Annotated in this window: 21 protein-coding genes; 5 read left to right on the top strand and 16 right to left on the bottom strand. The window is 68.4% G+C overall.

The features are described from left to right. Positions 1-30: 30 nt before the first annotated feature. The 13 genes from secG to prmB form a co-directional block, all read right to left on the bottom strand. Positions 31-483: a preprotein translocase subunit SecG gene (gene secG, locus DCD74_RS03365; RefSeq protein ID WP_112926068.1), complete on the bottom strand. Its 453-nt coding sequence runs from the start codon at positions 481-483 to the stop codon at positions 31-33. Between the two features lie 6 nt (positions 484-489). Further along, the gene (gene tpiA, locus DCD74_RS03360) at positions 490-1248 is read right to left on the bottom strand and encodes a triose-phosphate isomerase (RefSeq protein ID WP_112927641.1); all 759 of its coding nucleotides are present in this window, start codon (positions 1246-1248) and stop codon (positions 490-492) included. A gap of 48 nt (positions 1249-1296) precedes the next feature. Beyond that, positions 1297-2244 (bottom strand): isopenicillin N synthase family dioxygenase, encoded by a 948-nt coding sequence (locus DCD74_RS03355; protein ID WP_112927640.1) that lies wholly within the window; start codon positions 2242-2244, stop codon positions 1297-1299. An 18-nt stretch (positions 2245-2262) separates the two neighbouring features. Further along, a complete protein-coding gene (glmM, locus tag DCD74_RS03350) occupies positions 2263-3612 on the bottom strand; it encodes a phosphoglucosamine mutase (protein WP_112926067.1) in 1350 nt (449 codons plus the stop codon). Then, complete coding sequence (gene accD / locus DCD74_RS03345) at positions 3609-4496, bottom strand: acetyl-CoA carboxylase, carboxyltransferase subunit beta (protein WP_112926066.1); 888 nt, start codon at positions 4494-4496, stop codon at positions 3609-3611. Before accD ends, glmM begins: the two co-directional genes overlap by 4 nt. A gap of 31 nt (positions 4497-4527) precedes the next feature. Beyond that, on the bottom strand, positions 4528-5346 hold the full coding sequence (gene trpA / locus DCD74_RS03340) for a tryptophan synthase subunit alpha (protein ID WP_112926065.1): 819 nt from the start codon (positions 5344-5346) through the stop codon (positions 4528-4530). Next, a complete protein-coding gene (gene trpB, locus DCD74_RS03335; RefSeq protein WP_112927639.1) occupies positions 5343-6560 on the bottom strand; it encodes a tryptophan synthase subunit beta in 1218 nt (405 codons plus the stop codon). The genes trpA and trpB overlap by 4 nt, the downstream gene beginning before the upstream one ends. After that, the gene (locus DCD74_RS03330; protein ID WP_112926064.1) at positions 6550-7248 is read right to left on the bottom strand and encodes a phosphoribosylanthranilate isomerase; all 699 of its coding nucleotides are present in this window, start codon (positions 7246-7248) and stop codon (positions 6550-6552) included. Before DCD74_RS03330 ends, trpB begins: the two co-directional genes overlap by 11 nt. Further along, complete coding sequence (gene truA, locus DCD74_RS03325; RefSeq protein ID WP_112926063.1) at positions 7245-8030, bottom strand: tRNA pseudouridine(38-40) synthase TruA; 786 nt, start codon at positions 8028-8030, stop codon at positions 7245-7247. Before truA ends, DCD74_RS03330 begins: the two co-directional genes overlap by 4 nt. 13 nt (positions 8031-8043) lie before the next feature. Then, the gene (locus tag DCD74_RS03320; RefSeq protein ID WP_217424279.1) at positions 8044-9927 is read right to left on the bottom strand and encodes a FimV/HubP family polar landmark protein; all 1884 of its coding nucleotides are present in this window, start codon (positions 9925-9927) and stop codon (positions 8044-8046) included. A gap of 55 nt (positions 9928-9982) precedes the next feature. Further along, complete coding sequence (locus DCD74_RS03315; protein ID WP_112926061.1) at positions 9983-11002, bottom strand: aspartate-semialdehyde dehydrogenase; 1020 nt, start codon at positions 11000-11002, stop codon at positions 9983-9985. 120 nt (positions 11003-11122) lie between these two features. After that, entirely contained in the window at positions 11123-12205 is a 1083-nt protein-coding gene (aroC, locus tag DCD74_RS03310) for a chorismate synthase (protein WP_112926060.1), read from the bottom strand. Beyond that, positions 12202-13131, bottom strand: coding sequence for a 50S ribosomal protein L3 N(5)-glutamine methyltransferase (prmB, locus tag DCD74_RS03305; protein ID WP_112926059.1), 930 nt, complete (start codon positions 13129-13131; stop codon positions 12202-12204). The genes aroC and prmB overlap by 4 nt, the downstream gene beginning before the upstream one ends. Positions 13132-13210: 79 nt before the next feature. Here prmB and DCD74_RS03300 point away from each other — a divergent pair, with 79 nt between their 5' ends. Together DCD74_RS03300 and asd are read left to right on the top strand one after the other, a co-directional pair. After that, entirely contained in the window at positions 13211-13855 is a 645-nt protein-coding gene (locus DCD74_RS03300; protein ID WP_112926058.1) for an SCO family protein, read from the top strand. Then, entirely contained in the window at positions 13852-14700 is an 849-nt protein-coding gene (gene asd, locus DCD74_RS03295) for an archaetidylserine decarboxylase (protein WP_112926057.1), read from the top strand. The genes DCD74_RS03300 and asd overlap by 4 nt, the downstream gene beginning before the upstream one ends. A 70-nt stretch (positions 14701-14770) precedes the next feature. Here asd and DCD74_RS03290 read toward each other — a convergent pair whose 3' ends face one another. Then, positions 14771-16348 carry a lytic transglycosylase domain-containing protein gene (locus DCD74_RS03290; protein ID WP_112927638.1) on the bottom strand — a complete coding sequence of 526 codons (1578 nt, stop codon included), beginning with the start codon at positions 16346-16348 and terminating at the stop codon, positions 14771-14773. Positions 16349-16463: 115 nt separating this feature from the next. On the opposite strand from DCD74_RS03290, the gene DCD74_RS03285 reads away from it, so the two are divergent. Genes DCD74_RS03285 through DCD74_RS03275 form a run of 3 tightly spaced genes read left to right on the top strand, consistent with a single transcriptional unit; the run spans position 16464 to position 18985 of the window. Continuing rightward, on the top strand, positions 16464-17972 hold the full coding sequence (locus DCD74_RS03285) for a helicase HerA-like domain-containing protein (RefSeq protein ID WP_112926056.1): 1509 nt from the start codon (positions 16464-16466) through the stop codon (positions 17970-17972). A 4-nt stretch (positions 17973-17976) separates the two neighbouring features. Then, positions 17977-18516 (top strand): transcription elongation factor GreB, encoded by a 540-nt coding sequence (gene greB / locus DCD74_RS03280; protein WP_237049646.1) that lies wholly within the window; start codon positions 17977-17979, stop codon positions 18514-18516. 34 nt (positions 18517-18550) lie between these two features. Further along, positions 18551-18985, top strand: coding sequence for a hypothetical protein (locus DCD74_RS03275; protein ID WP_112926054.1), 435 nt, complete (start codon positions 18551-18553; stop codon positions 18983-18985). Between the two features lie 93 nt (positions 18986-19078). Here DCD74_RS03275 and DCD74_RS03270 read toward each other — a convergent pair whose 3' ends face one another. Together DCD74_RS03270 and rimO are read right to left on the bottom strand one after the other, a co-directional pair. After that, entirely contained in the window at positions 19079-19921 is an 843-nt protein-coding gene (locus DCD74_RS03270) for a DUF3025 domain-containing protein (RefSeq protein WP_112926053.1), read from the bottom strand. Next, positions 19921-21252, bottom strand: coding sequence for a 30S ribosomal protein S12 methylthiotransferase RimO (gene rimO, locus DCD74_RS03265; RefSeq protein ID WP_112926052.1), 1332 nt, complete (start codon positions 21250-21252; stop codon positions 19921-19923). Before rimO ends, DCD74_RS03270 begins: the two co-directional genes overlap by 1 nt. Between the last annotated feature and the right edge of the window lie 59 nt (positions 21253-21311).

Genomic DNA, 21311 nt, shown 5'->3' with positions numbered 1-21311 from the left:
GCTTCGGGAAGCGAACATTGTAATGCGTTGTCAGCCGCCTTGGGCGGGTTTCTGCTCCTGCGCGGCAGGTGCGGGCGTTGCTTCTGCAGGTGCAGGCTGCGCCGGAACCGTGGCCGGTGCGGCCTGCGGGATGGCCGGCGATGCCGGTGCCGAAGGAATGACCGCTGCCGGCTTGGCATCCTTAGCCGGGGCCTGCTGTGCGCCTGCCATCACACCGAGGTCGGTGCGCTGCTGGCCCGAATTGCGCGCGCCGTGCATGTGCAGCCACGCCATGGCGATGGTGATGACGAAGAACGCCACCGCCAGCCACTTCGTCGACTTGGACAGGAAGTTGGACGCGCCACGCGAACCGAACACCGTGGACGAGGCGCCGCCACCGAAGCCGGAGCCTGCCTGCGCACCGGCGCCGCGTTGCATGAGGATGAGCGCGATCATCGCGATCGCGATCAGCACGTAGAAGATGTTGAGGACCCAGAGCAGCATGTTTCTTCAGTTCCGTGAGGCCACCGCCGCGGCGATGATGCCGTTGAATTCGGCGGCGACCAGGGAGGCGCCACCGACCAGTCCGCCATCGACGTCGGGCTGCGCGAACAGCTCGCCGGCGTTGTCGGCCTTGACGCTGCCGCCATAGAGGATCGGCAGCGAGCCGGCGATATTAGCATCACGCGCCGCCACCTGGCCACGGATGAAAGCGTGCACGTCCTGCGCCTGGGCTGGCGTGGCGGTCTTGCCGGTGCCGATGGCCCAGACCGGTTCGTAGGCGACGATCGCGCCTTCCAGCCCCGCCACACCCGCGGCGGCGATCACCGCATCCAGCTGTTCGGTGATGCGCGCCTCGGTCTGGCCGGCCTCGCGTTCGGCCAGCGTCTCGCCCACGCAGAGCACGGGCACGAGGCCGGCGGCCTTCGCCGCGACGAACTTGTCGGCGACGATGGCGCTGGTCTCGCCGTTGTCCTGGCGACGCTCGGAATGGCCCACCAGCACGTGGGTGGCGCCCACTTCCTTCAGCATCGAGGCGGCGACTTCACCGGTATGCGCGCCCTTGGCGTGCGCGCTGGCGTCCTGGCCACCGAAACCGATCCCGCGCGAGGCGTATTTCGAAGCGAGTTCGGCCACATAGGGCATCGGCGGGAAGACCAGCACCTCGACGCCCTCGCCCGCCGGCACGTCGAGCGCGCCGAGCAGTTCATCGGCGAACGCGCGCGAGCCGTTCAATTTCCAGTTTCCGGCGGCGATCTTGCGGCGCATCGTCATCATTTCCTCCAAATCTAGGCTTTCGGTACGGGGAGCCGGCGCTCAGGCCAGCTTGATCTCGCGCAGGCGTTCGAGCAGGTATTCGTGCGCGGTGATCGGCTCGGGGTAACGGCTCGGGTTGTCGGCGGTCACCGTCTGCGGCAACACGTCGATCACGAAATCCGGGTTGGGGTGCAGGAAGAACGGCGTGGAATAGCGTGGCTTGCGTGCGGCCTCGCCCGGCGGATTGGTCACGCGATGCGTGGTGGACGGGTACACGTGGTTGGTCAGTCGCTGCAGCATGTCGCCGATGTTGACGACGATGGTGCCCGGCTCCGCGGTGTACGGCACCCATTCGCCCTTGCGCGAAAGCACTTCAAGGCCCGCGGCGCTCGCACCGACCAGCAGTGTGATCAGGTTGATGTCCTCGTGGGCACCGGCGCGCACGTTGGGGACGTCCGGCGTTTCGATCGGCGGGTAGTGGATCGGGCGCAGGATGGAGTTGCCGAAATCGGTCTTGTCGGCGAACCAGTTCTCCGGCAGGTCGAGCGACAGCGCCAGCGCGGCGAGCACCTGCGAACCCAGGTCATCGAGCGCCTGGTACAGCGCGTAACCGTGCTGGTGGAAGCCGGGCACTTCGTCCGGCCACACGTTCGGCGGCATCACATCCGCATGCGCGTAATCGCGCGGGATCTCGCGGCCGATGTGCCAGAACTCCTTGAGATCGTGGTGCTGCGCGCCCTTCGCGGTCTCGATGCCGAATGGCGTGTAGCCACGCGCACCGCCGCCGCCGGCGACGTGGTACTTCCTCTTGGTGTCGGTCGGCAGGGCGAAGAAGTTCCTGAAGTCGTCGTAGGCCGCATCGACCAGCGCATCGTCGATGCCGTGTCCGCGGATGCCGGCGAAGCCCCATTCGCGGTAGGTCTCGGCCAGTTCGCGCACGAAGGCGGCGCGGTCCTCGGCGCTGGTCGGCTGGGTGAAGCGGCGGATGTCGAGGCTGGGAATGCTCATGTTCGTCGGATCCATGGATCAGCAGGCGGCCTTGACCGCGGTTTCGAGTTTTTCGAGGGTGGACGCGACCAGCGCGGCGTCATCGGCTTCCACCGTGACGCGCACCACCGGCTCGGTGCCGGACGGGCGCAGGAAGGCGCGCCCCCTGCCCTGCACGGCGGCCTGCGCTTCGCGCAAGGCTGCCTGCACGCTGTCGGCTTCTACCGGCTTGCTGCCCGGCGCGACGCGCACGTTGACGGTTTTCTGCGGCACCTTGTTCAGCCCGGCCAGCGCCTGCGCCAACGACTGGCCGGTACGGCCGAGCACTTCCAGCACCTGCAGCGCAGCGATGATGCCGTCGCCGGTGCTGGTGCGGTCGAGGCACAGCAGGTGGCCGGAGGCTTCGCCGCCGAGCGTGGCGTCGTTGTCCAGCAGCATCTTGTGGACGTAACGGTCGCCGACCTTCGCCCGCATGAAGCCGATGCCGGCATCGCCCAGCGCCTTCTCCAGGCCGAAATTGGTCATCAGCGTGCCGACCACCGGCCCGTGCAAACGGCCGCTGGCCTGCCAGTCACGGGCGAGCACGTAGATCAGGTCGTCGCCGTCGCAGATGCGGCCGGCTCCATCGACGAACAGCACGCGGTCGCCGTCGCCGTCGAAGGCGATGCCGAGCGCCGCGCCGCGCTTCACCACTTCGGCGGCGAGGAATTCGGGATGCGTCGAACCCACGCCATCGTTGATGTTGAGGCCGTCCGGCTCCACGCCGATCGCTTCGACGCGGGCACCGAGTTCGCGCAGCACCAGCGGGCCGAGCTGGTAGTTGGCGCCGTTCGCGCAATCGACGACGACGTGCATGCCGCCGAGGTCGAAGCCCTTCGGCACCGAGTTCTTGCAGGCCTCGACGTAGCGGCCGATGGTGTCGCGCACGCGCTGCGCGCGGCCGAGCTGCTCGGACGGCACGGTGCTGAACGGCTGGTCCAGCGCGGCTTCGATCGCCAGTTCGGCTTCGTCATCCAGCTTCTCGCCATGCGCCGAGAAGAACTTGATGCCGTTGTCGTAATGCGGGTTGTGCGAAGCGGAAATCACGATGCCGCCATCCGCGCGCATCGAATGGGTGAGATGCGCGACGGCGGGCGTCGGCATCGGGCCCATCAGCTGCACATCGACGCCGGCCGCGACCAGGCCGGCTTCCAGCGCCGCCTCGAACATGTAGTTGGAGATGCGGGTGTCCTTGCCGATGACCACCACCGGCTTGCGCCAGCCTTCGCCCAGTCGCGCACGAAGGGAATGACCGTAGGCATTGCCGAGGCGCAGCACGAAATCGGCCGAGATCGGCGGTGTGCCGACGCGGCCGCGGATGCCGTCGGTGCCGAAATACCTGCGGCTCATGCGACCAACTCCGAATCTTCCGGCGGATGCGGCTGCTTGAGCAGCAACGCGGTCAGGTCGGCGATGCGGTCGCGCAGTTCGCGGCGGTCGCAGATCTGGTCGATGGCGCCGTGGTCGAGCAGGAATTCGCTGCGCTGGAAGCCTTCCGGCAGCTTTTCGCGCACGGTCTGCTCGATCACGCGCGGGCCGGCGAAACCGATCAGCGCCTCCGGTTCGGCCAGGTTGATGTCGCCCAGCATCGCGAAGCTGGCCGACACGCCGCCGGTGGTGGGATGCGTCATCACCGAGATATACGGCAGCCCCTTGGCACGCAGGCGGCCCAGCGCGGCCGAGGTCTTGGCCATCTGCATCAGCGAGAACAGGCTTTCCTGCATGCGCGCGCCGCCGCTGGCGGAAAAGCAGACGAAGGGCGCACCGATTTCCGCAGCCCGTTCCGCGCCCAGGCTGAAGCGCTCGCCGACCACCGAGCCCATCGAGCCACCCATGAAAGCGAAATCGAAGGCGCTGGCGACGATCGGGCGCTGCTTGAGCAGGCCCTCCATGGTGACCAGCGCGTCGCGCTCACCGGTGGTTTTCTGCGCCACCTTGATGCGCTCGGCGTACTTCTTCTGGTCCTTGAACTTCAGCACGTCGACCGGGCCGAGCGTGGCGCCCAGCTCCTTGCCGCTGCCGATGTCGAGGAAAGCATTGAGCCGCGCGCGGGCGCGGATGGGCATGTGGAAGGCGCACTTCGGGCAGACCTCGAGGTTTTCCTCCAGCTCCGGGCGGTACAGCACGGCGCCGCAGCGGTCACATTTTTCCCAGAGGCCTTCCGGGACGTTGCGCTTGCGCGGGCCGGCATCGGTGCGGATGCGGGCCGGCGTGAGTTTCTTGAGCCAGGACATGGTGTCGATCCAGCGTTTTCAGCGGGCCAGTTTAGCCCACGGCCTTGCGTTCACCATCCAGCGCCGCACGCAACGGGGCCAGGAAAGTACGGGCGCGGGATGCGGCTTCGGGCGCATCCACGGCGCCGGCCAGGGTCGCGACCAGGGCGCTGCCGACCACCACGCCATCAGCGGCTTCGGCCATCGCGGCGGCGCTGGCCGCATCCTTGATCCCGAAACCGGCCAGCACCGGCACCGGGCAACCGGCACGGATCGAGGCCAGACGCGCCCCGGCCTCGCCCGTGCTCAGGTGATCGGCGCCGGTCACGCCGGCGTAGCTGACGTAGTAGAGATAGCCCTCCGCCAGCTGGTTCAGCATGGTCAGCCGCGCCGCATCGGTTGTCGGCGATGCGAGCCAGATCAGCGCCACGCCATGCCGCTGGAAGGCATCGCGGAACGGACCGGCCTCTTCCGGCGGCAGGTCGACCAGCAGCATGCCGTCCACGCCACAGGCCGCCGCTTCCGCCGCGAAGGCTTCGGCGCCGCGGATCTCGACGGGGTTGAGATAGCCCATCAGCACCACCGGCGTGTCGGGATCGTTGCGGCGGAATTCGCGCGTGCTTTCCAGCGCGTGGGTGAGGCCGGCGCCGCGCGCGATGGCGCGCTCGGACGCCTTCTGGATCACCGGGCCGTCGGCCATCGGGTCGGAAAACGGCACGCCCAGTTCGATGGCGTCGGCACCCGCTTCAACCAGCGCATGCATCACCGGCACGGTGGCGTCGAGCGCGGGATCGCCGGCGGTGACGAAGGGCACCAGCGCCTTGCGGCCGGTCGCGCGCAGCCGCGCGAAAGCGGCATCGAGGCGGCTCACAGCGCGATCCCTTCGCGGGCGGCGATGGTGTGCACGTCCTTGTCGCCGCGCCCCGACAGGTTGCACAGCACGGTGGCGTCGGCCGGCATGTCGCGGGCCAGCTTGATGGCCTGGGCGATGGCATGGCTGGATTCCAGCGCGGCCAGGATGCCTTCGGTACGTGCCAGTTGATGGAAGGCGGCCAGCGCCTCGTCATCGGTCACCCCCACGTACTCGGCGCGGCCGGTGTCCTTCAGGAAGGCGTGTTCCGGCCCGACGCCGGGGTAATCCAGCCCCGCGCTGACCGAATGGGTCTCGGTGATCTGGCCTTCGTCATCGCACAGCACATAGGTGCGGTTGCCGTGCAGCACGCCGGGCCGTCCCGCCGACAGCGAGGCCGCGTGCTGGCCGGTGTCGATGCCCTCGCCCGCCGCTTCCGCGCCGACGATGCGCACGTCGCGGTCGTTGAGGAACGCGTGGAACAGGCCGATCGCATTGCTGCCACCACCGACGCAGGCGGTGATCGCATCCGGCAGGCGGCCGTGTTCGGCCAGCATCTGCGCGCGCGCCTCGCGGCCGACGATGGCGTTGAAATCGCGGACCATGCGCGGATACGGGTCGGGGCCGGCCACCGTGCCGATGATGTAGAAGGTGTCGGCGACGTTCGTCACCCAGTCGCGCATCGCTTCATTCAACGCGTCCTTGAGCGTGGCCGAGCCGGAACTCACCGGCACCACGGTCGCGCCGAGCAGCTTCATCCGCCACACGTTCGCCTTCTGCCGCTCGATGTCGGTGGCGCCCATGTAGACCACGCATTCCAGCCCCAGCCGCGCGGCGACGGTCGCGCTGGCCACGCCATGCTGGCCGGCGCCGGTCTCGGCGATGATGCGGGTCTTGCCCATCCGGCTGGCCAGCAGCGCCTGCCCGATGGTGTTGTTGATCTTGTGCGCGCCGGTGTGGTTCAGGTCCTCGCGCTTGAGCAGGATGCGCGCGCCGCCGACCTCTCGCGAGAGGCGTTCGGCGAAATAGATCGGGCTGGGCCGGCCGACGTAATGCGCCAGGTCTTCGTCGAAGGCGCGCTGGAAGACGGGGTCGATGCGGGCTTCGTCGTAGGCCGCGGCGAGTTGCTGCAGCGGCCCGATCAGTGTCTCGGCGACGAAGCGCCCGCCGAAGCGGCCAAAGTGGCCGTCGGCATCGGGGAAGGCGTGGAAATCGGCGATGTCCTCAGCCGCAATGCCCTTGGGTGGGCAACCGGTACCCGGATTCGTGTTCGTTGTTGCAATCGGCACGGTGGACCTCGGCGACGAAGGCACGCATCTTATCGCCATCCTTGATACCGGGCGCCGACTCGATGCCCGATGCGACATCCACCGCCCACGGTGCGCGCTGGGTGATCAGGTCGTAGACATTCGTGGCGTTCAGCCCACCCGCGACCATCACCGGTTTGGTGTTGTCGCCCGGCAGCCGCTTCCAGTCGAAGGGTTTGCCGCCACCACCCGCACCGCCCGGCACATGGCTGTCGTAGAGCAGCGCGGCGGCGTGCGGATAGCGCGCATGCAGGGCGCGGGTATCGACCGGGGACGTGCCATCGCCCATCGCCACCGCCTTGATATAGGGGATGCCGAAGCTGCGGCAGAAGGCGTCTTCCTCATTGCCATGGAACTGCAGCGCGCCCGGGCGCAACAGCCGCACGATCTCGCGGACCTGCTCCGGCGGGTTGTCGCTGAACAGCGCGACCAGATTGACCAGCGGCGCGATGGCCTGCCGCAGCGCGCGCGATTCCTCGATCTGCAGGCGGCGCGGGCTGTTCTCGGCAAACACCAGGCCGATGGCATCGACGCCCAGTTCGCAGGCCAGGCGCACGTCGCCGGCGCGGGTCAGGCCGCAGAACTTGACACGGGTACGGACGGAAGCGGTCTTCATGCGTGGCCGCCCGCGGTGACGACGGCCGGCAGGTTCCATTCGGACGCGTAGATGGGATGCAGGAAGGTCAGGCCGGCGGAGGGCGCGGTCGGGCCGGCCACGGTGCGGTCGCGGCCGGCGAGCAGTTCCGCGATCCACGCGGGGGCGCGTTCGCCGCAGCCCACCGGAATCAACGAACCCACGATGTTGCGCACCATGTGGTGCAGGAAGGCATTCGCCTGGATTTCGACCACCACGACATCTCCGTTGCGCGTCACGCTGATTTCCTGGACTTCGCGGCGTGCGTGGGCGGCCTGGCAATGCACGGTGCGGAATGCGGAGAAATCATGCTCGCCGACCAGTGACTGCGCGGCTTCGTGCATAGTCGCGACATCCAATGATCGTCGCTCCCACGCCATGTAGGCACGGTGATAGGCGGGACGCACTGAACGATTCAGTATTTCGTAGCGGTAGCGTCTTGCATGTGCGCTGAAACGGGCGCTGAAGTCGTCGGCCACCGGCACGCACCAGGTCACCGCCATGTCGTTGGGCAGGTTGGAGGTGATACCGAGCATCCACGCACGCGGCTCGCGCAGCACATCCGTGTCGAAATGGACGACCTGGCAGCGCGCATGCACGCCGGCATCGGTGCGGCCCGCGCAGGTGGTCTGGATCGGCGTATTGGCGACGCGGGAAATCGCGTCTTCCAGCGTCTGCTGCAGCGTGGTGCCGGCATCGCCGAGGCGTTGCCAGCCCAGGTATCGGCTGCCGTCGTATTCAATGCCGAGCGCATGGCGCGTCATCGGCCGCCCTCCGTCACGTGCGACCGTCGCCTTCCAGCAGGCGACGCGCTTCGACGGCGTGGTGGCCGCCTTCGTCGATCACCTGCCCCAGCAACGCGCGGGCCGTGTCGAAATCGCCCAGTTCGAAATAGGTGCGGGCCAGCGCTATGCGTTCAGCGGCGTCATCGGCCATGGCATCGGCGGCCTCGGGCGCATCGAACACCCCCTTGCCCGGCGTCAATTCGCGCGGCAGCGGGTCGTTGGGCGAGATGCTGGGCACGGCGGCCGGGTCCACGGCGCGGGCGCCGTTCTCGGTGCCGGGCTTGCGCAGGTACAGGCTGTCGCCGTCCTCGACGATCGGCACGCTCCAGCCGGAAGTCGCGACGGTCTGCGCCGAGGGCGGCTCCGGCGCGGCCTGCCCGCCGACCCATGAAGGCTTGCGCAAAGGCGTGGATGCGACGGAGCGCGTGCCAGCCACAGCTGTACCGGCGGCTTCCGCCGCTTCTTCCTCGTCCACATCCGGGAACAGGTTGGCCATCTCGTCGCTCAGGCGCGGCTCGGCCTTGGGCGCGGCCGGGACGGTCTTTTTGCTGGCGAAGCTGGGCGCATCGCCCTCGCCTGCCACCGGCTTGCGGCGGCGCAGCCAGGCATTCACCGCCAGCCCGGACAGCAGGATGCCGGCCAGCGGCAGCAGCCAGATCCACATCGGCTGGCCCGCGACCGCCGCGGCAGGCTGCGGCTCGGCCTGCTGGCGCGTGTTGAGCTGCTGCTGGGCCGACGCCAGCTGGCCGTCCTTCATCTGGATCAGTTGCGCCTGCTGCTTCTGCAGGTTTTCCAGCTCCGCCACGCGCGACTTGAGTTCGTTCACTTCCGCATCGCGGGTGGCGATGGTCTCGCGCGCTTCCTGCAGTTGCTGGGTCATTTCCGCATCTCCTTCGCCCCCGTTGCCGGAACGGGTGCCCTTGCCTGATGTTGCGCTGGCCGAGGCCGGCATGATTTCAAGCCGCGCGTCGCTGACCGCACGCGGTTTGGCCACCGGGGCGGCCACGCGCGCCGGCGCATTGCTGGCGGCACTCGCCACATCCACGGCGGCGCGGCTGCGGCCCAGGTTGCTGCGCCAGCCGGCGACCTGCGATTGCAGGGCACGAGCGCTGCCGTCCTGCCCGGCCTGGGCGATGGCGGCGGCATCCGGCGCGGCGAGCGTGGCGCCACGGCGCAGCAGATTGGGATCGTTGTTGATGAAGGCGTCCGGGTTGGCGCGCAGCAGCGCAGCCATCACCGATTCCAGCGACTGGCCGGGGCCGCGCAGCTCGGCGGCGATGCCCGACAGCGTGTCGCCGGGCGCGACCGTGCGGCTGCCGGTGTTGGCGACCGGCGCCGGTGCGGGCGCGGACGCCACCGGTGCAGGCGTGGGCGCGGGAACAGGCGTCGGGCGCACCGGGGCCGGGGCCGGCATCGGCGTGGTGGCGACCGGCTCCGCATCCCGCACGATGGTGTTGGACGGCGCGGCCACCGGCGCTTCGATGGTGGGCTGGGTGGCGGCGGCCACGGCATCGGGTTCGGCCAGGAGCACGGAGTATTCGCGGACCAGCCGGCCCTCGCCCCAATCGACCTCCAGCAGGAAGGTCAGCATCGGCATCGCCACCGGGCCGGGGCTGGTGACGCGGATCAGCGGCTTGCCGGCGGCGTCATAGGCCAGCGCGAACTTCAGGTCGGAGACCATCTTGTCCGGCAGCGGCAGGCCCACGCGCAGGAAGGTCTCGGGCGCGGCGAGCCGGGCTTCGAGATCCTGCAGCTCCATCGGGTCGGCCGAGATCACCGGGATCTCCGCCAGCAGCGGTTCGCCCAGCTTCGACTTCAACTGCAGCTGGCCCAGCCCGAGCGCCCAGGCGGGCGCGGCGGCGAGCGCCAGAAGCATCGTCAGGACAATCGCTTGCAGGATTTTCTTCATGTGGACTGGACTCTAGCGGCGTTCAGCCCCCGGAGGCAACGAGTTCCGCGATCTGCACCGCGTTCAGCGCCGCGCCCTTGCGGATGTTGTCGGAGACGATCCACAGGTTGATGGCCGACGGATGCGATGCGTCCTCGCGGATACGGCCGACGTAAACGGCATCGTTGCCGGAGGCATGGGTGACCGGCGTCGGGTAGCCGCCCGGCACGCGGTCATCGACCACTTCCACGCCCGGCGCGGCGGCCAGCAGGGCGCGCACGTCGTCGGCGCTGAGCTTGTTCTTGGTCTCCACGTTCACGGCTTCGGAATGGCCGTAGAACACCGGCACGCGCACCGCGGTCGGGTTCACCTGGATGCTGTCGTCGCCGAGGATCTTGCGGGTCTCCCAGACCAGCTTCATTTCCTCTTTGGTGTAGCCGTTGTCGAGGAAATCGTCGATCTGCGGGATCAGGTTGAAGGCGATCTGCACCTGGAACTTCTTCGGCTCCGGCGACTGGAAGTTGAGCAGTTCGGCGGTCTGCTTGCCGAGTTCCTCCATGCCGCTGCGGCCCGCGCCCGAGGTGGACTGGTAGGTCGCCACGTTGATGCGGGTGATGCCGGCCGCATCGAAGATGGGCTTGAGCGCCACCACCATCTGCATGGTCGAGCAGTTGGGGTTGGCGATGATGCCGCGCGGGCGGTTCTTCGCCGCTTCCGGGTTCACTTCGCTGACCACCAGCGGCACATCGTCGTCGTAGCGGAAGGCCGAGGAGTTGTCGATGACGACCGCGCCCGCCGCCGCGAACTTCGGCGCGTATTCCTTGCTGATGCTGCCGCCGGCCGAGAACAGCGCGATGTCGATGCCGGCCGGGTCGAACTTGGCCAGGTCCTGCACCTCGATCTCCTCGTCGCCGTACATCACGTCGGTGCCGACGGAGCGCTCGCTGGCCAGCGCGATGATTTCCGAAGCCGGGAAACGGCGCTCGGCCAGGATCGACAGCATGGTCTCGCCGACCGCGCCGGTGGCGCCGACCACGGCGACCTTCAACTTCTTGGTATTCATGGGGTTTTCCTTGGGTGTTCGTGCGGGATGCGCGCCCGGCGCGCGTCGATGGATGGCTGCCGTTTCAACGGCGGCCGCCGCGTTTTCGCCCGCAGTTCCGGTGCATGAAGAAGAAGCGCATCAGGCGATCCTCGGCGTGACATCGCCGACGTCGCCGCATTGCGCGCGATGCCGCAGCGCCTGGTCCATCAGCACCAGCGCCAGCATCGCTTCGCAGATCGGCGTGGCGCGGATGCCGACGCAGGGGTCGTGACGGCCGGTGGTGATGACGTCCACTTCGTTGCCTTCGACATCGAGCGTCGGCGCCGGCAAGCGCAGGCTGGAGGTGGGCTTGAAAGCGACCGCGACGCGGATCGGCTGGCCGGTGGAAATGCCACCGAGGATGCCGCCCGCGTGGTTGCTTTCGAAGCCGTCGCGGCGCATCAGGTCGCGATGCTGGCTGCCGGCCTGCGCCACGCTGTCGAAACCGTCGCCGATCTCCACGCCTTTCACCGCGTTGATCGACAACATCGCCGCACCGATTTCCGCGCTCAACTTGCCGTAGACCGGCTCGCCCCAACCCGGCGGCACGCCTTCGGCTTCGACCACGATTTTCGCGCCAACCGAATCGCCGGACTTGCGCAGCGCATCCATGAAGGTTTCGAGCTCGGCAGCCTGCGCGGCATCCGGCCAGAAGAAGGAATTGGCCTCGACCGCCGCCCAGTCATGCGAACGCGGCACGATGTCGCCGATCTGCGCCAGATGCCCGCGCACCGTCACGCCGAAGCGTTCGGCCAGCCACTTCTTGGCGATGACGCCGGCGGCCACCCGCATCGTGGTCTCGCGGGCGCTGGAACGGCCGCCGCCGCGCGGATCGCGCAGGCCGTACTTCTGCCAGTAGGTGTAATCGGCGTGGCCCGGGCGGAACTGCGACCCGATCGCCGCGTAGTCCTTGCTGCGCGCGTCGGTGTTGCGGATCAGCAAGGCGATCGGCGTGCCGGTGGTCAGGCCTTCGTACACGCCGGAGAGGATTTCGATTTCATCCGCCTCATGGCGCTGCGAGGTGTGGCGGCTGCGGCCGGTCGCGCGGCGCTCCAGGTCGCGGGCGAAATCCTGAGGCGCGATGGCGAGGCCCGGCGGGCAGCCGTCGATGACGCAACCGATGGCCGGGCCGTGCGATTCCCCGAAGGTGGTGACCCGCAGCAGCCGGCCGAAGCTGTTCATCCGCGCGCGGCGGCCAGTTCGGCGATGCGCGCGTGGTGGGCGACGAGATCGGCCCGCTCGACCACGAAGATGCCCATCTGCCCGACCTTGAACTCGATCCACGCCAGCGGCAGTTCCGGCAGCAGTTCGACCAGCGCGTGCTCGGCCTCGCCCACTTCGCAGATCAGCAGGCCTTCGTCGGTCAGGTGGTCGGGCGCGTCGCGCAGGATCTTCAGCGCAAGGTCCAGACCGTCATCGCCCGCACGCAGGCCGAGTTCCGGTTCGTGCGCGTATTCGGCGGGCAACGCGTCGGTTTCGGCGTGGGTGACGTAGGGCGGATTGGTGACGATCAGTTCGTACTTCTCGCCGGCCAGCGCGCCCATCAGGTCCGACTTGAGGAAGCGCACGTTGTCGGCCATCAGCCGCGTCTTGTTTTCCTCGGCCAGCGACAGCGCTTCGTCGCTGATATCGACGCCATCCACCAGCCAATCCGGGTTGTAATGCGCCATGGCGATGGCGATGCAGCCGGAGCCGGTGCAGATGTCGAGGGCGCGGGTGACTTCACGGCCGCCGAGCCACGGCTCGAAGCCGGATTCGATCAACTCCGCGATCGGCGAACGCGGCACCAGCGCACGCGGATCGGACTTGAACGACAGGCCGGCGAACCAGGCCTCGCCGGTCAGGTAGGCAGCCGGGATGCGCTCGTCGATGCGGCGGCGGAACAGGTCGAGGATCGCCTGCTTTTCCTCTTCCACCAACCGCGATGCGCCATACACCGGCGACAGGTCGTGCGGCATGTGCAGCGCGTGCAGGACCAGCTGGGTGGCCTCGTCCAGCGCATTGTCGAAGCTGTGGCCGAAGGTCAGCCCGGCGGCGTTGAAGCGGCTGGCGCCGTAGCGGATGAAATCGATCAGGGTGCGCAGCTCGCGCGTGGCATCAAGGTTCACGTGGGCGGGGCTCGCTGGAATCGGCAGGGAGTATAGCGGCGGCCCGCTATCATGGCCGGGTTTTCAAGCCGGAATCGCCATGTTCAACCGCAGCACGCTCATCGTCCTCGCCATCGCCGCGGCCTTCGCCGGCCTGCTGGTCGGCTGGCGTTTCTTCCCCGGCGCAGGCGCCCCCGTGGCCGGCCCGGCACTGCAGTCGATGAAGCGCTTCGATGCGCCGCGCGCCATTCCGCCCTTCCAGCTAATCCGCGATGACGGCCAGCCGCTGACCAATGAATCCATCCAGGGCCACTGGACGCTGGTCTTCGTCGGCTTCACCCATTGCCCGGATGTCTGCCCCACCACCCTCTCCCAGCTCAAGCAGGCGCAGCAGGCGTGGGAGAAGCTGCCGGCCGCGAGCCGCCCGCGCGTGCTGTTTGTCTCGGTGGACCCGGAGCGCGACACGCCGGAGATCGTCGGCCGCTACGCGCACGCCTTCCATCCGGACACGATCGCCGCCACCGGCACCGCGCCTGAACTCGCCAACTTCGCGCGCGGGCTGTCGCTGGTGTTCATGAAGCAGCCGCCGGATGACATGTCGAAGCCGGACCGCTACGCCGTCGACCATTCCGCCGCGCTGGCCGTGCTCGATCCGCAGGGCCGGATGTCGGGCGTGATCCAGCCGCCGTTCGAGCCGGCCAAGATCGCCGCCGATTTCATCGCGCTCACCGAGGCCGGGAAGTGAGCCCGCTCACCGCGCTGACCTATGTGCTGCCGCACCGGCTGCTGTCGTCGCTGGCGCGGCGGCTGGCGTATTCGACCAACCCGGCGCTCAAGCAGCGCGTCATCGACACCGTCATCGCCAAGTTCGGCGTGGACATGGGCGAGGCGGCGCAGCCGGACCCCACCGCCTACCCCAGTTTCAATGCCTTCTTCACCCGCGAGCTGCGGGCCGGCGTGCGCATGCCCGATCCCGATCCGCGCGCCCTGCTGATGCCCGCCGACGGCCACATCAGCCAGTGCGGGCGCATCGAGCAGGGGCGCATCTTCCAGGCCAAGGGGCAATCGTTCACCGTCGCGGAATTGCTGGGCGATGCGGCTTCGGCTGCCGTCTACGCGGACGGACTGTTCTCGACCATCTACCTGTCCCCGCGCGACTACCACCGCGTCCACATGCCCTGCGACGGGCGCCTGGTCGAAACCGTGCATGTGCCGGGCCGGCTGTTCTCGGTGGGTACCGATGCGGTGGCCTCGGTGCCGCGCCTGTTCGCCCGCAACGAGCGGCTGGTCTGCCACTTCGAGACCGCCTTCGGCCCGATGGTGCAGGTGATGGTCGGCGCGCTGCTGGTGTCCGGCGTGGAAACGGTCTGGAGCGGCGAGGAAATCCCCGCCTACGGCGACCGCATCACCCGCAAGGACTGGCGCGACCGCGACATCACCCTGAAGCGCTTCGCCGAGATGGCACGCTTCAATTACGGCAGCACCGTCATCACCCTGCTGCCGCCGGGCGTGGCCGAGCTGGCATCGAACCTGAAGGCGGAGACGCCGGTACGGCTGGGCGAACGCCTCGCCACCCTGCTGCCGCGCTGAGCCGCAGCATCGACATCGACATGAAGAAGGCGGCCATGGCCGCCTTCTTCGTTTCAGGGCCTGACGGCGCTTACTTGCCGCAGCCTTCCAGCTTGAGCACCTGGCCGGGGCGGATCGCGTAACGCGGCGCGTCCAGGTTGTTGGCGCTGATCAGCAGTTTCATGTCGCACTGGTAGCGGCGCGCGATGGCGGTCAGGTTTTCGCCGCTCCCGACGCGGTGGGTTTTCGCGGGCGCGGGCTTGGCCGGCGCCGGTTTGGCGGCGGGTTTGGCCGGGGTCACCACCTGCGCGCGGGTCGCCGGATTGGCCGGCACCACGGTCGCCGGTGCATCGGGCACGGAGCCATCAGCGCTGGCGGGCGCTGCGGGCGTGGCCGTGACCAGCGGGCCCACGCGCACCAGTGCGCTGCTGACGTCGCTGTTGATCAGCTGGCGGGCGATGTCGGCGCGCTTGCCGTTCACGCAATAGCGGTTGTAGAGCGTGGAAATGGTGGAAGTGGCGTTGATGATGCCGCCCTGCGGCAGCCAGCCGCTCGGGGTCAGGCGCGGATTGAGGTTGCGGAGCGCGCGCAGGTAGCCATCGGTGCCGCGCGCGTTGCCGAGGCAGATGCCGAGCTCGTTGAGCGTGGTCGAGCGCTTGAGCTGGATCTGCGCCGGACGCCCGGCACCCCAGGTGCGCGGGAAGCGCAGGCCGTAGTCGGACGGGTGCAGGTACAGCCAGGCGGCGGCGATCACCATCGGCACGTAGTCCTTGGTTTCGGCCGGGAACTGGTCGTACACGCTCACGTCCCAGAAGTTGCGGCCACCGCTGGACTGGAACACGCGCAGTGCCCGGCCTTCGCCGCCGTTGTAGGCAGCCAGCGACATCTCGATGCTGTTGTTGAGCTGCGCGTAGCGCTCCTGCAGATAGGCAGCGGCGGCCTGCGAGGAACGCGCCGGGTCGTAGCGGGTGTCGAAGCCGGTGCCGTCATCGCCCAGCCCGAAGCGGCGGCCGGTGGCCGGCATGAACTGCAGCGGGCCGACCGCCCCGGCGCGCGAACCCGCATGCACCTTGCCGTTCGACTCCTTGGCCATGATCCCGAACAGCAGCGCCTCCGGCAGGCCGGCGCGCTGGAAGGCCGGCGCCATCGACGGGCGCAGGAACTGGTAATTGACGTAGCTGTCCATCAGCTGCGGGCGCATGTCGGTCAGCCAGCGGCGGATGCCGGCCTGCACCGCCGGGTTGAACTGCACCATCTGCACGAAGCGCTTGTTGCGCTCGTCCAGCAGCGCGTCTGCGGTGGCGGTGTCGGGGACGGCATCACCGGCGATGTTGATCGGGTTCTCGTCCTCGTCACCCTCGTCGTCCTCGCCCGCGGCGACGGACTGCGGCTGCAGCATCTGCTTGTAGATCGGCATGAGCTGGTCGATGGGGCAGCCCTTCTGGCGGCCGCAGTCGGCCATCAGCTTTTCCATCGCGGTGACGGCGGCATCCTGCTGGTCGGCATCCTGCGCGGACTTGAAGCGGGCTTCGGCGGCGCGGGCCTGCTCCAGCACGGCGGTGGCGGCGCGCGACAGGCGCTGCGCGTGCGCGGCCGGGGGGAGCAACATCAAGCCCAGCATCGAAACGGACAGGGACAATTTCAGCGAAACGCGCCAATCAGCGGCCATCATCGACATCACATACGGAAGACGTGGCAGGTTACCGGCCACCCCACCCGCTCACAAGGCACGCGGGCTGCATACAAGCGAATAGAATCCAGTCGTTCATTGCACGGAAACCTTCATGAATCCGATCCTCGTCGGCAAGTCGATCACCACGCCGCAGAGCGGCAACGTCTTTCTCCTGCCGAAGTACGGCAACCGCCACGGCCTGGTCGCCGGCGCCACGGGTACCGGCAAGACGGTCACGCTGATGACGCTGGCCGAAGGCTTTTCCAAGCGCGGCGTGCCGGTGTTCCTGGCCGATGTGAAGGGCGATGTCGCCGGCCTGGCGATGGCCGGCACGCCCAACGAGAAGATCAGCCAGCGGATCGCCGAGATCGGCATCAGCGACTACGTGCAGCAGCCCAATCCGGTGGTGTTCTGGGACCTGTGGGGCCAGAAGGGCCACCCGATCCGCACCACGGTCAGCGAGATGGGGCCGCTGCTGCTGTCGCGCATCCTCGAACTCAACGACACCCAGAGCGGCGTACTGGACATCGTGTTCAAGCTGGCCGACGACCGCGGCCTGCTGCTGCTGGACCTGAAGGACCTGCGCGCCCTGCTCGGCCTGGTGGCGGATGAGCGCAAGGACATCTCGACCAGCTATGGGCTGGTCAGCACGCAGTCGGTTGGCGCGATCCAGCGCGCGCTGCTGCGCATCGAGCAGGAAGGCGGCGACAAGTTCTTCGGCGAACCGGCGCTCGACCTGGCCGACCTGATGCGCACGAACGTGGACGGCCGCGGCATCGTCAACATCCTCGCCGCCGACCAGCTGATCCTGAAACCGCGCCTGTATTCCAGCTTCCTGCTGTGGCTGCTGTCGGAGCTGTTCGAGCAGCTGCCTGAAGTCGGCGACCTGGACCAGCCGAAGCTGGTGTTCGTGTTCGACGAGGCGCACCTGTTGTTCGATGACGCCCCGCCCGCGCTCAAGCAGCGCGTGGAACAGGTGGTCCGCATCATCCGTTCCAAGGGCGTCGGCGTGTACTTCTGCTCGCAGTTCCCGGACGACGTGCCGGACGACATCCTCGGCCAGCTCGGCAACCGCTTCCAGCACGCGCTGCGCGCCTTCACCCCGCGCGACCAGAAGGCGGTGAAAACGGCGGCGGAGACCTTCGTCGCCAATCCCGATCTGGACGTCGCGAAGGTGATCTCGCAGCTCGGCGTCGGCGAGGCGCTGGTTTCCACGCTGCAGGACAAGGGCATTCCGATGCCGGTCGAACGCACCCTCGTCGCGCCGCCGGGCTGCCGGCTGGGCGCGATCACCGATGCCGAACGGATGCAGGTGCGTGCCGGTTCGCCGGTGGGCATGAAGTACGACAACGCCATCGACCGCGAATCAGCCGCCGAAATGCTGGCAAAGAAAGCGCAAGCGTCTTCCGTCGCGGCCAGTGCGCCACCGGCCAAGACCGCCGATGACGACGATGCCGATGGCGGCTTCGGCAGCGCCATCAAGGACGCGGTGTTCGGCACCAAGCGCCGCCAGGGCATGGTGGAAACCATGGCCAAGCAGGCCGCGCGCACGGTCGGCAACCAGATGGGCCGGCAGATCCTGCGCGGCGTGCTGGGCGGGCTGTTTGGCGGGCGTCGCTGAGCCGATGACCCAACCCGCCATGCCGCCATCGGGCAAGGGTCGCTGGCGACCACCCGCGGAAGCCAGCACCGCGCTGATCACCGCCACCGGCCACGCCCGGCTGAAAGCGGAACTCGACGACCTGTGGCGCGTGCAGCGCCCGGAAGTCGTGCGCGCGCTGGCCGCCGCCGCCGCCGAGGGCGACCGCAGCGAGAACGCCGAATACACGTATAGAAAGAAGCAGCTGGCCGGCATCGACCGCCGCGTGCGCTACCTCTCCAAGCGCATCCCGGCGTTGAAGGTGGTCGGTGCGGCGCCGTCCGACCCGCAGGCGGTGTTCTTCGGGGCCGAGGTGGAGCTGGAGCGCATCGATGACGGCGAGGTGCTGCGCTATCGCATCGTCGGGCCCGACGAAACCGACGCCAAGGCCGGTCACATCAGCATCGACTCTCCCCTCGCCCGCGCCATGCTGAAGAAACGGGTGGACGATGAGTTCTCCGCCGAGCTGCCCGCCGGCCCGACCCGCTTCGCCATCCTCGACGTGCACTACGGCACCGCGCCGTAGCATCATCGGCCAGTCAAACCCGGGGGAATCCACCATGAAGCGTCTGCTGATCCTCGCCGTGCTGGCCTGCGCGCCGGCCGCCTTCGCCCAATCGCCCGCCACCGATGCCCCGGCCGCGAGCACCGTGCCCACCCCTGCGCCGCACGCGCTCGACCGCTTCAAGGCGCTGGCCGGCGACTGGAGCGCCGAAGGGCTGGACGGCAATTCCGCGCCCGGCGCACGCATGCGCTACGAGGTCACCGCCGGCGGCAGCGCGGTGCTGGAGACGCTGTTCCCCGGCACGCCGCACGAGATGCGCACGCTCTATGCCAGGGACGGGGACGATGTGGTGCTCACCCACTTCTGCGCCAGCGGCCACCACCCGAAGATGCGCGCGAAACCGGCGGCGGACGGCACGCTGGTGTTCGCGTTCGACGGCGCGCTCAATTTCGACCCGGCCCGCGACGGCCACATGCAAGACGCCCCGTGACCTTCGTCGGCCCGGACGAGATCCGTTCGCGCTGGACGTTCTGTGAAGGCGGCAAGCCCGCCGGCCACGTCGCCGACTTCCACGCGCGGCGCGTCAGCCCGTTACAGTGATCGGCGGCGGGTAGGTCCGCCCTTCGCGCAGGGGCCGGAAGCACGGCGCTTCGCTGTAGAACGCCGCATCCTGTCCTTCGCGCCAACCGGGAATGCCGGGCAGCGGCAGTGGGCGCAGTTCCAGCGGATCGTTGAGCACATCGCTTCGGGCAATGGCTTCGGCGGCACGCGCGACGCAGGCTTCCGCATCGACATCCACACCACCCCGCACCACCAGCGCCTTGCCGACGCCGTGCAGGGTCGGCACCAGCGCATGTTCCAGCAGCGCGTGGCCGATGACCGCGACCACCGCGATGCGGCCTTCGCGCCACAGATCAGCCTGATGCAGGAACAGCGCCGGCCAGTCGTGCGCGTCCCAGGCCGCCAACGCCGCTTCATCCGCCACGCGCACGATCACGCCGGCCTCGTCGAACTGGGTCAGCGCGTATTGCGCGCGGTTGCGGGTGGCATCGCCCATCTCGCCGATATGCGCGCATTGACGCCGGTTGAGCGCGCGCTTGATCGCCGGCCACCGCCACCAGACCATCGCGTTGAACAGGTCGTGCCAGTCTTCGGCGCGCGTCGCCAGCTCGCCGCGTTCGCCGATGCGCCGTTCGTAATGCAGCCCGTCACGCAGCAGCGCGTCGTCCTGCCGCACGCAACGGGGGATGTCGATGCCGATTCGTTCGGCGGCACGCGCGAGCTCGATGTTGATCGCATCCATCGACGGCCACGCGGGGCCCTGCATCCAGCCTTCGAGCGCGCGGACATCGTCGAAGACGGGATGCGCGAAGCACGCCGCCGGCACTTCGGCACGCGATGGCGCGACGAAGCGGCGCTTCGCCATCAGTCGGCGTAGGCGACTTCACCGTAGAGGTCGTGTTCGTCGCTGCCCATGATCTCGACATCGACAAACTCGCCCGGCACCAGTCCGGCATCGCGGCCATCCTGGATCTGCACCAGGCCGTCGATCTCCGGCGCATCGGCCATCGACCGAGCAATGGCCAGCTCGCCATCCATCGCATCCACCAGGCAACGCTGGGTGGTGCCGACCTTCGCCGCCAGCTTTTCTTCGGAAATCTGCGCCTGCAGGGCCATGAAGCGCGCGAGGCGTTCCTGCTGCACTTCTTCCGGCACTGCACCCGGCAATTCATTCGCCGCCGCGCCCTGCACCGGCGAATAGGCGAAGGCACCGACGCGGTCCAGCCGCACGTCTTCGATGAAATCGAGCAGCCCCTCGAACTCCGCGTCGGTCTCGCCGGGAAACCCGACGATGAAGGTGCTGCGGATGGTGATGTCCGGGCAGATGTCGCGCCAGCGGGCGATGCGCTCGCGGGTCTTGTCGATGGCGCCGGGCCGCTTCATCAATTTCAGGATGCGCGGGCTGGCGTGCTGGAACGGGATGTCGAGATAGGGAAGGATCTTACCCTCCGCCATCAACGGGATGATGTCGTCCACGTGCGGGTACGGGTAGACGTAGTGCAGGCGCGTCCACAGCCCGAGTTCGGACAGGCCTTCGCACAGCGCCTTCATCCGCGTGGCGTAGGACTTGCCATGCCATTCGCGCGCGGCGTACTTCACGTCCACGCCGTAGGCACTGGTGTCCTGCGAGACCACCAGCAGTTCCTTGACGCCGCCCATCGCCAGCTTTTCGGCTTCGCGCAGCACTTCGCCCACCGGCCGCGACACCAGGTCGCCACGCATCGAGGGAATGATGCAGAAGCTGCAGCGATGGTTGCAGCCTTCGGAAATCTTGAGATAGGCGTAGTGCTTCGGCGTCAGCTTCAGGCCGTAATCCGGCACCAGGTCGATGAACGGGTCGTGCTTGGGCGGCAGCGCCACGTGCACGGCTTCCATCACGCTGGCGTAGTCCTGCGGGCCGCTGATAGAGAGCACGCCCGGGTGCGCCTCGCGGATCACGTCGGCGCGCTTGCCCAGGCAGCCGGTCACGATCACCTTGCCGTTCTCGGCCATCGCCTCGCCGATGGCGTCGAGCGACTCGGCCACCGCGCTGTCGATGAAGCCACAGGTGTTGACGACGACCACATCGGCATCGTCGTAGCTGGGCACCAAGTCGTAGCCCTCCACCTTGAGCTGGGTGAGGATGCGCTCGGAATCGACCAGCGCCTTGGGGCAACCGAGGCTGACGAAACCGACCTTGGGCTGGGCTCGGGACATGACGTAGGCACCTGAAAGCGGACGCGGATTATACGGGCAGGCTTAGAATCAAGCCTTTC

Source organism: Lysobacter oculi (assembly GCF_003293695.1).
Classification (GTDB): Bacteria; Pseudomonadota; Gammaproteobacteria; order Xanthomonadales; family Xanthomonadaceae; genus Solilutibacter; species Solilutibacter oculi.
This window is presented reverse-complemented; position numbering and strand designations above follow the sequence as displayed.

What these genes read in the sequence shown, in the direction of transcription:
- glmM (WP_112926067.1), bottom strand. Translation starts at nt 3,612, where the DNA reads ATGAGCCGCAGGTATTTCGGCACCGACGGCATCCGCGGCCGCGTCGGC.
- DCD74_RS03320 (WP_217424279.1), bottom strand. Translation starts at nt 9,927, where the DNA reads ATGCTTCTGGCGCTCGCCGCCGCGCCCGCCTGGGCGCTCGGGCTGGGC.
- greB (WP_237049646.1), top strand. Translation starts at nt 17,977, where the DNA reads ATGACCCAACCCGCCATGCCGCCATCGGGCAAGGGTCGCTGGCGACCA.
- DCD74_RS03275 (WP_112926054.1), top strand. Translation starts at nt 18,551, where the DNA reads ATGAAGCGTCTGCTGATCCTCGCCGTGCTGGCCTGCGCGCCGGCCGCC.
- DCD74_RS03270 (WP_112926053.1), bottom strand. Translation starts at nt 19,921, where the DNA reads ATGGCGAAGCGCCGCTTCGTCGCGCCATCGCGTGCCGAAGTGCCGGCG.
- DCD74_RS03300 (WP_112926058.1), top strand. Translation starts at nt 13,211, where the DNA reads ATGTTCAACCGCAGCACGCTCATCGTCCTCGCCATCGCCGCGGCCTTC.
- aroC (WP_112926060.1), bottom strand. Translation starts at nt 12,205, where the DNA reads ATGAACAGCTTCGGCCGGCTGCTGCGGGTCACCACCTTCGGGGAATCG.
- tpiA (WP_112927641.1), bottom strand. Translation starts at nt 1,248, where the DNA reads ATGCGCCGCAAGATCGCCGCCGGAAACTGGAAATTGAACGGCTCGCGC.
- DCD74_RS03330 (WP_112926064.1), bottom strand. Translation starts at nt 7,248, where the DNA reads ATGAAGACCGCTTCCGTCCGTACCCGTGTCAAGTTCTGCGGCCTGACC.
- secG (WP_112926068.1), bottom strand. Translation starts at nt 483, where the DNA reads ATGCTGCTCTGGGTCCTCAACATCTTCTACGTGCTGATCGCGATCGCG.
- rimO (WP_112926052.1), bottom strand. Translation starts at nt 21,252, where the DNA reads ATGTCCCGAGCCCAGCCCAAGGTCGGTTTCGTCAGCCTCGGTTGCCCC.
- truA (WP_112926063.1), bottom strand. Translation starts at nt 8,030, where the DNA reads ATGACGCGCCATGCGCTCGGCATTGAATACGACGGCAGCCGATACCTG.
- DCD74_RS03315 (WP_112926061.1), bottom strand. Translation starts at nt 11,002, where the DNA reads ATGAATACCAAGAAGTTGAAGGTCGCCGTGGTCGGCGCCACCGGCGCG.
- DCD74_RS03290 (WP_112927638.1), bottom strand. Translation starts at nt 16,348, where the DNA reads ATGGCCGCTGATTGGCGCGTTTCGCTGAAATTGTCCCTGTCCGTTTCG.
- accD (WP_112926066.1), bottom strand. Translation starts at nt 4,496, where the DNA reads ATGTCCTGGCTCAAGAAACTCACGCCGGCCCGCATCCGCACCGATGCC.
- DCD74_RS03285 (WP_112926056.1), top strand. Translation starts at nt 16,464, where the DNA reads ATGAATCCGATCCTCGTCGGCAAGTCGATCACCACGCCGCAGAGCGGC.
- DCD74_RS03355 (WP_112927640.1), bottom strand. Translation starts at nt 2,244, where the DNA reads ATGAGCATTCCCAGCCTCGACATCCGCCGCTTCACCCAGCCGACCAGC.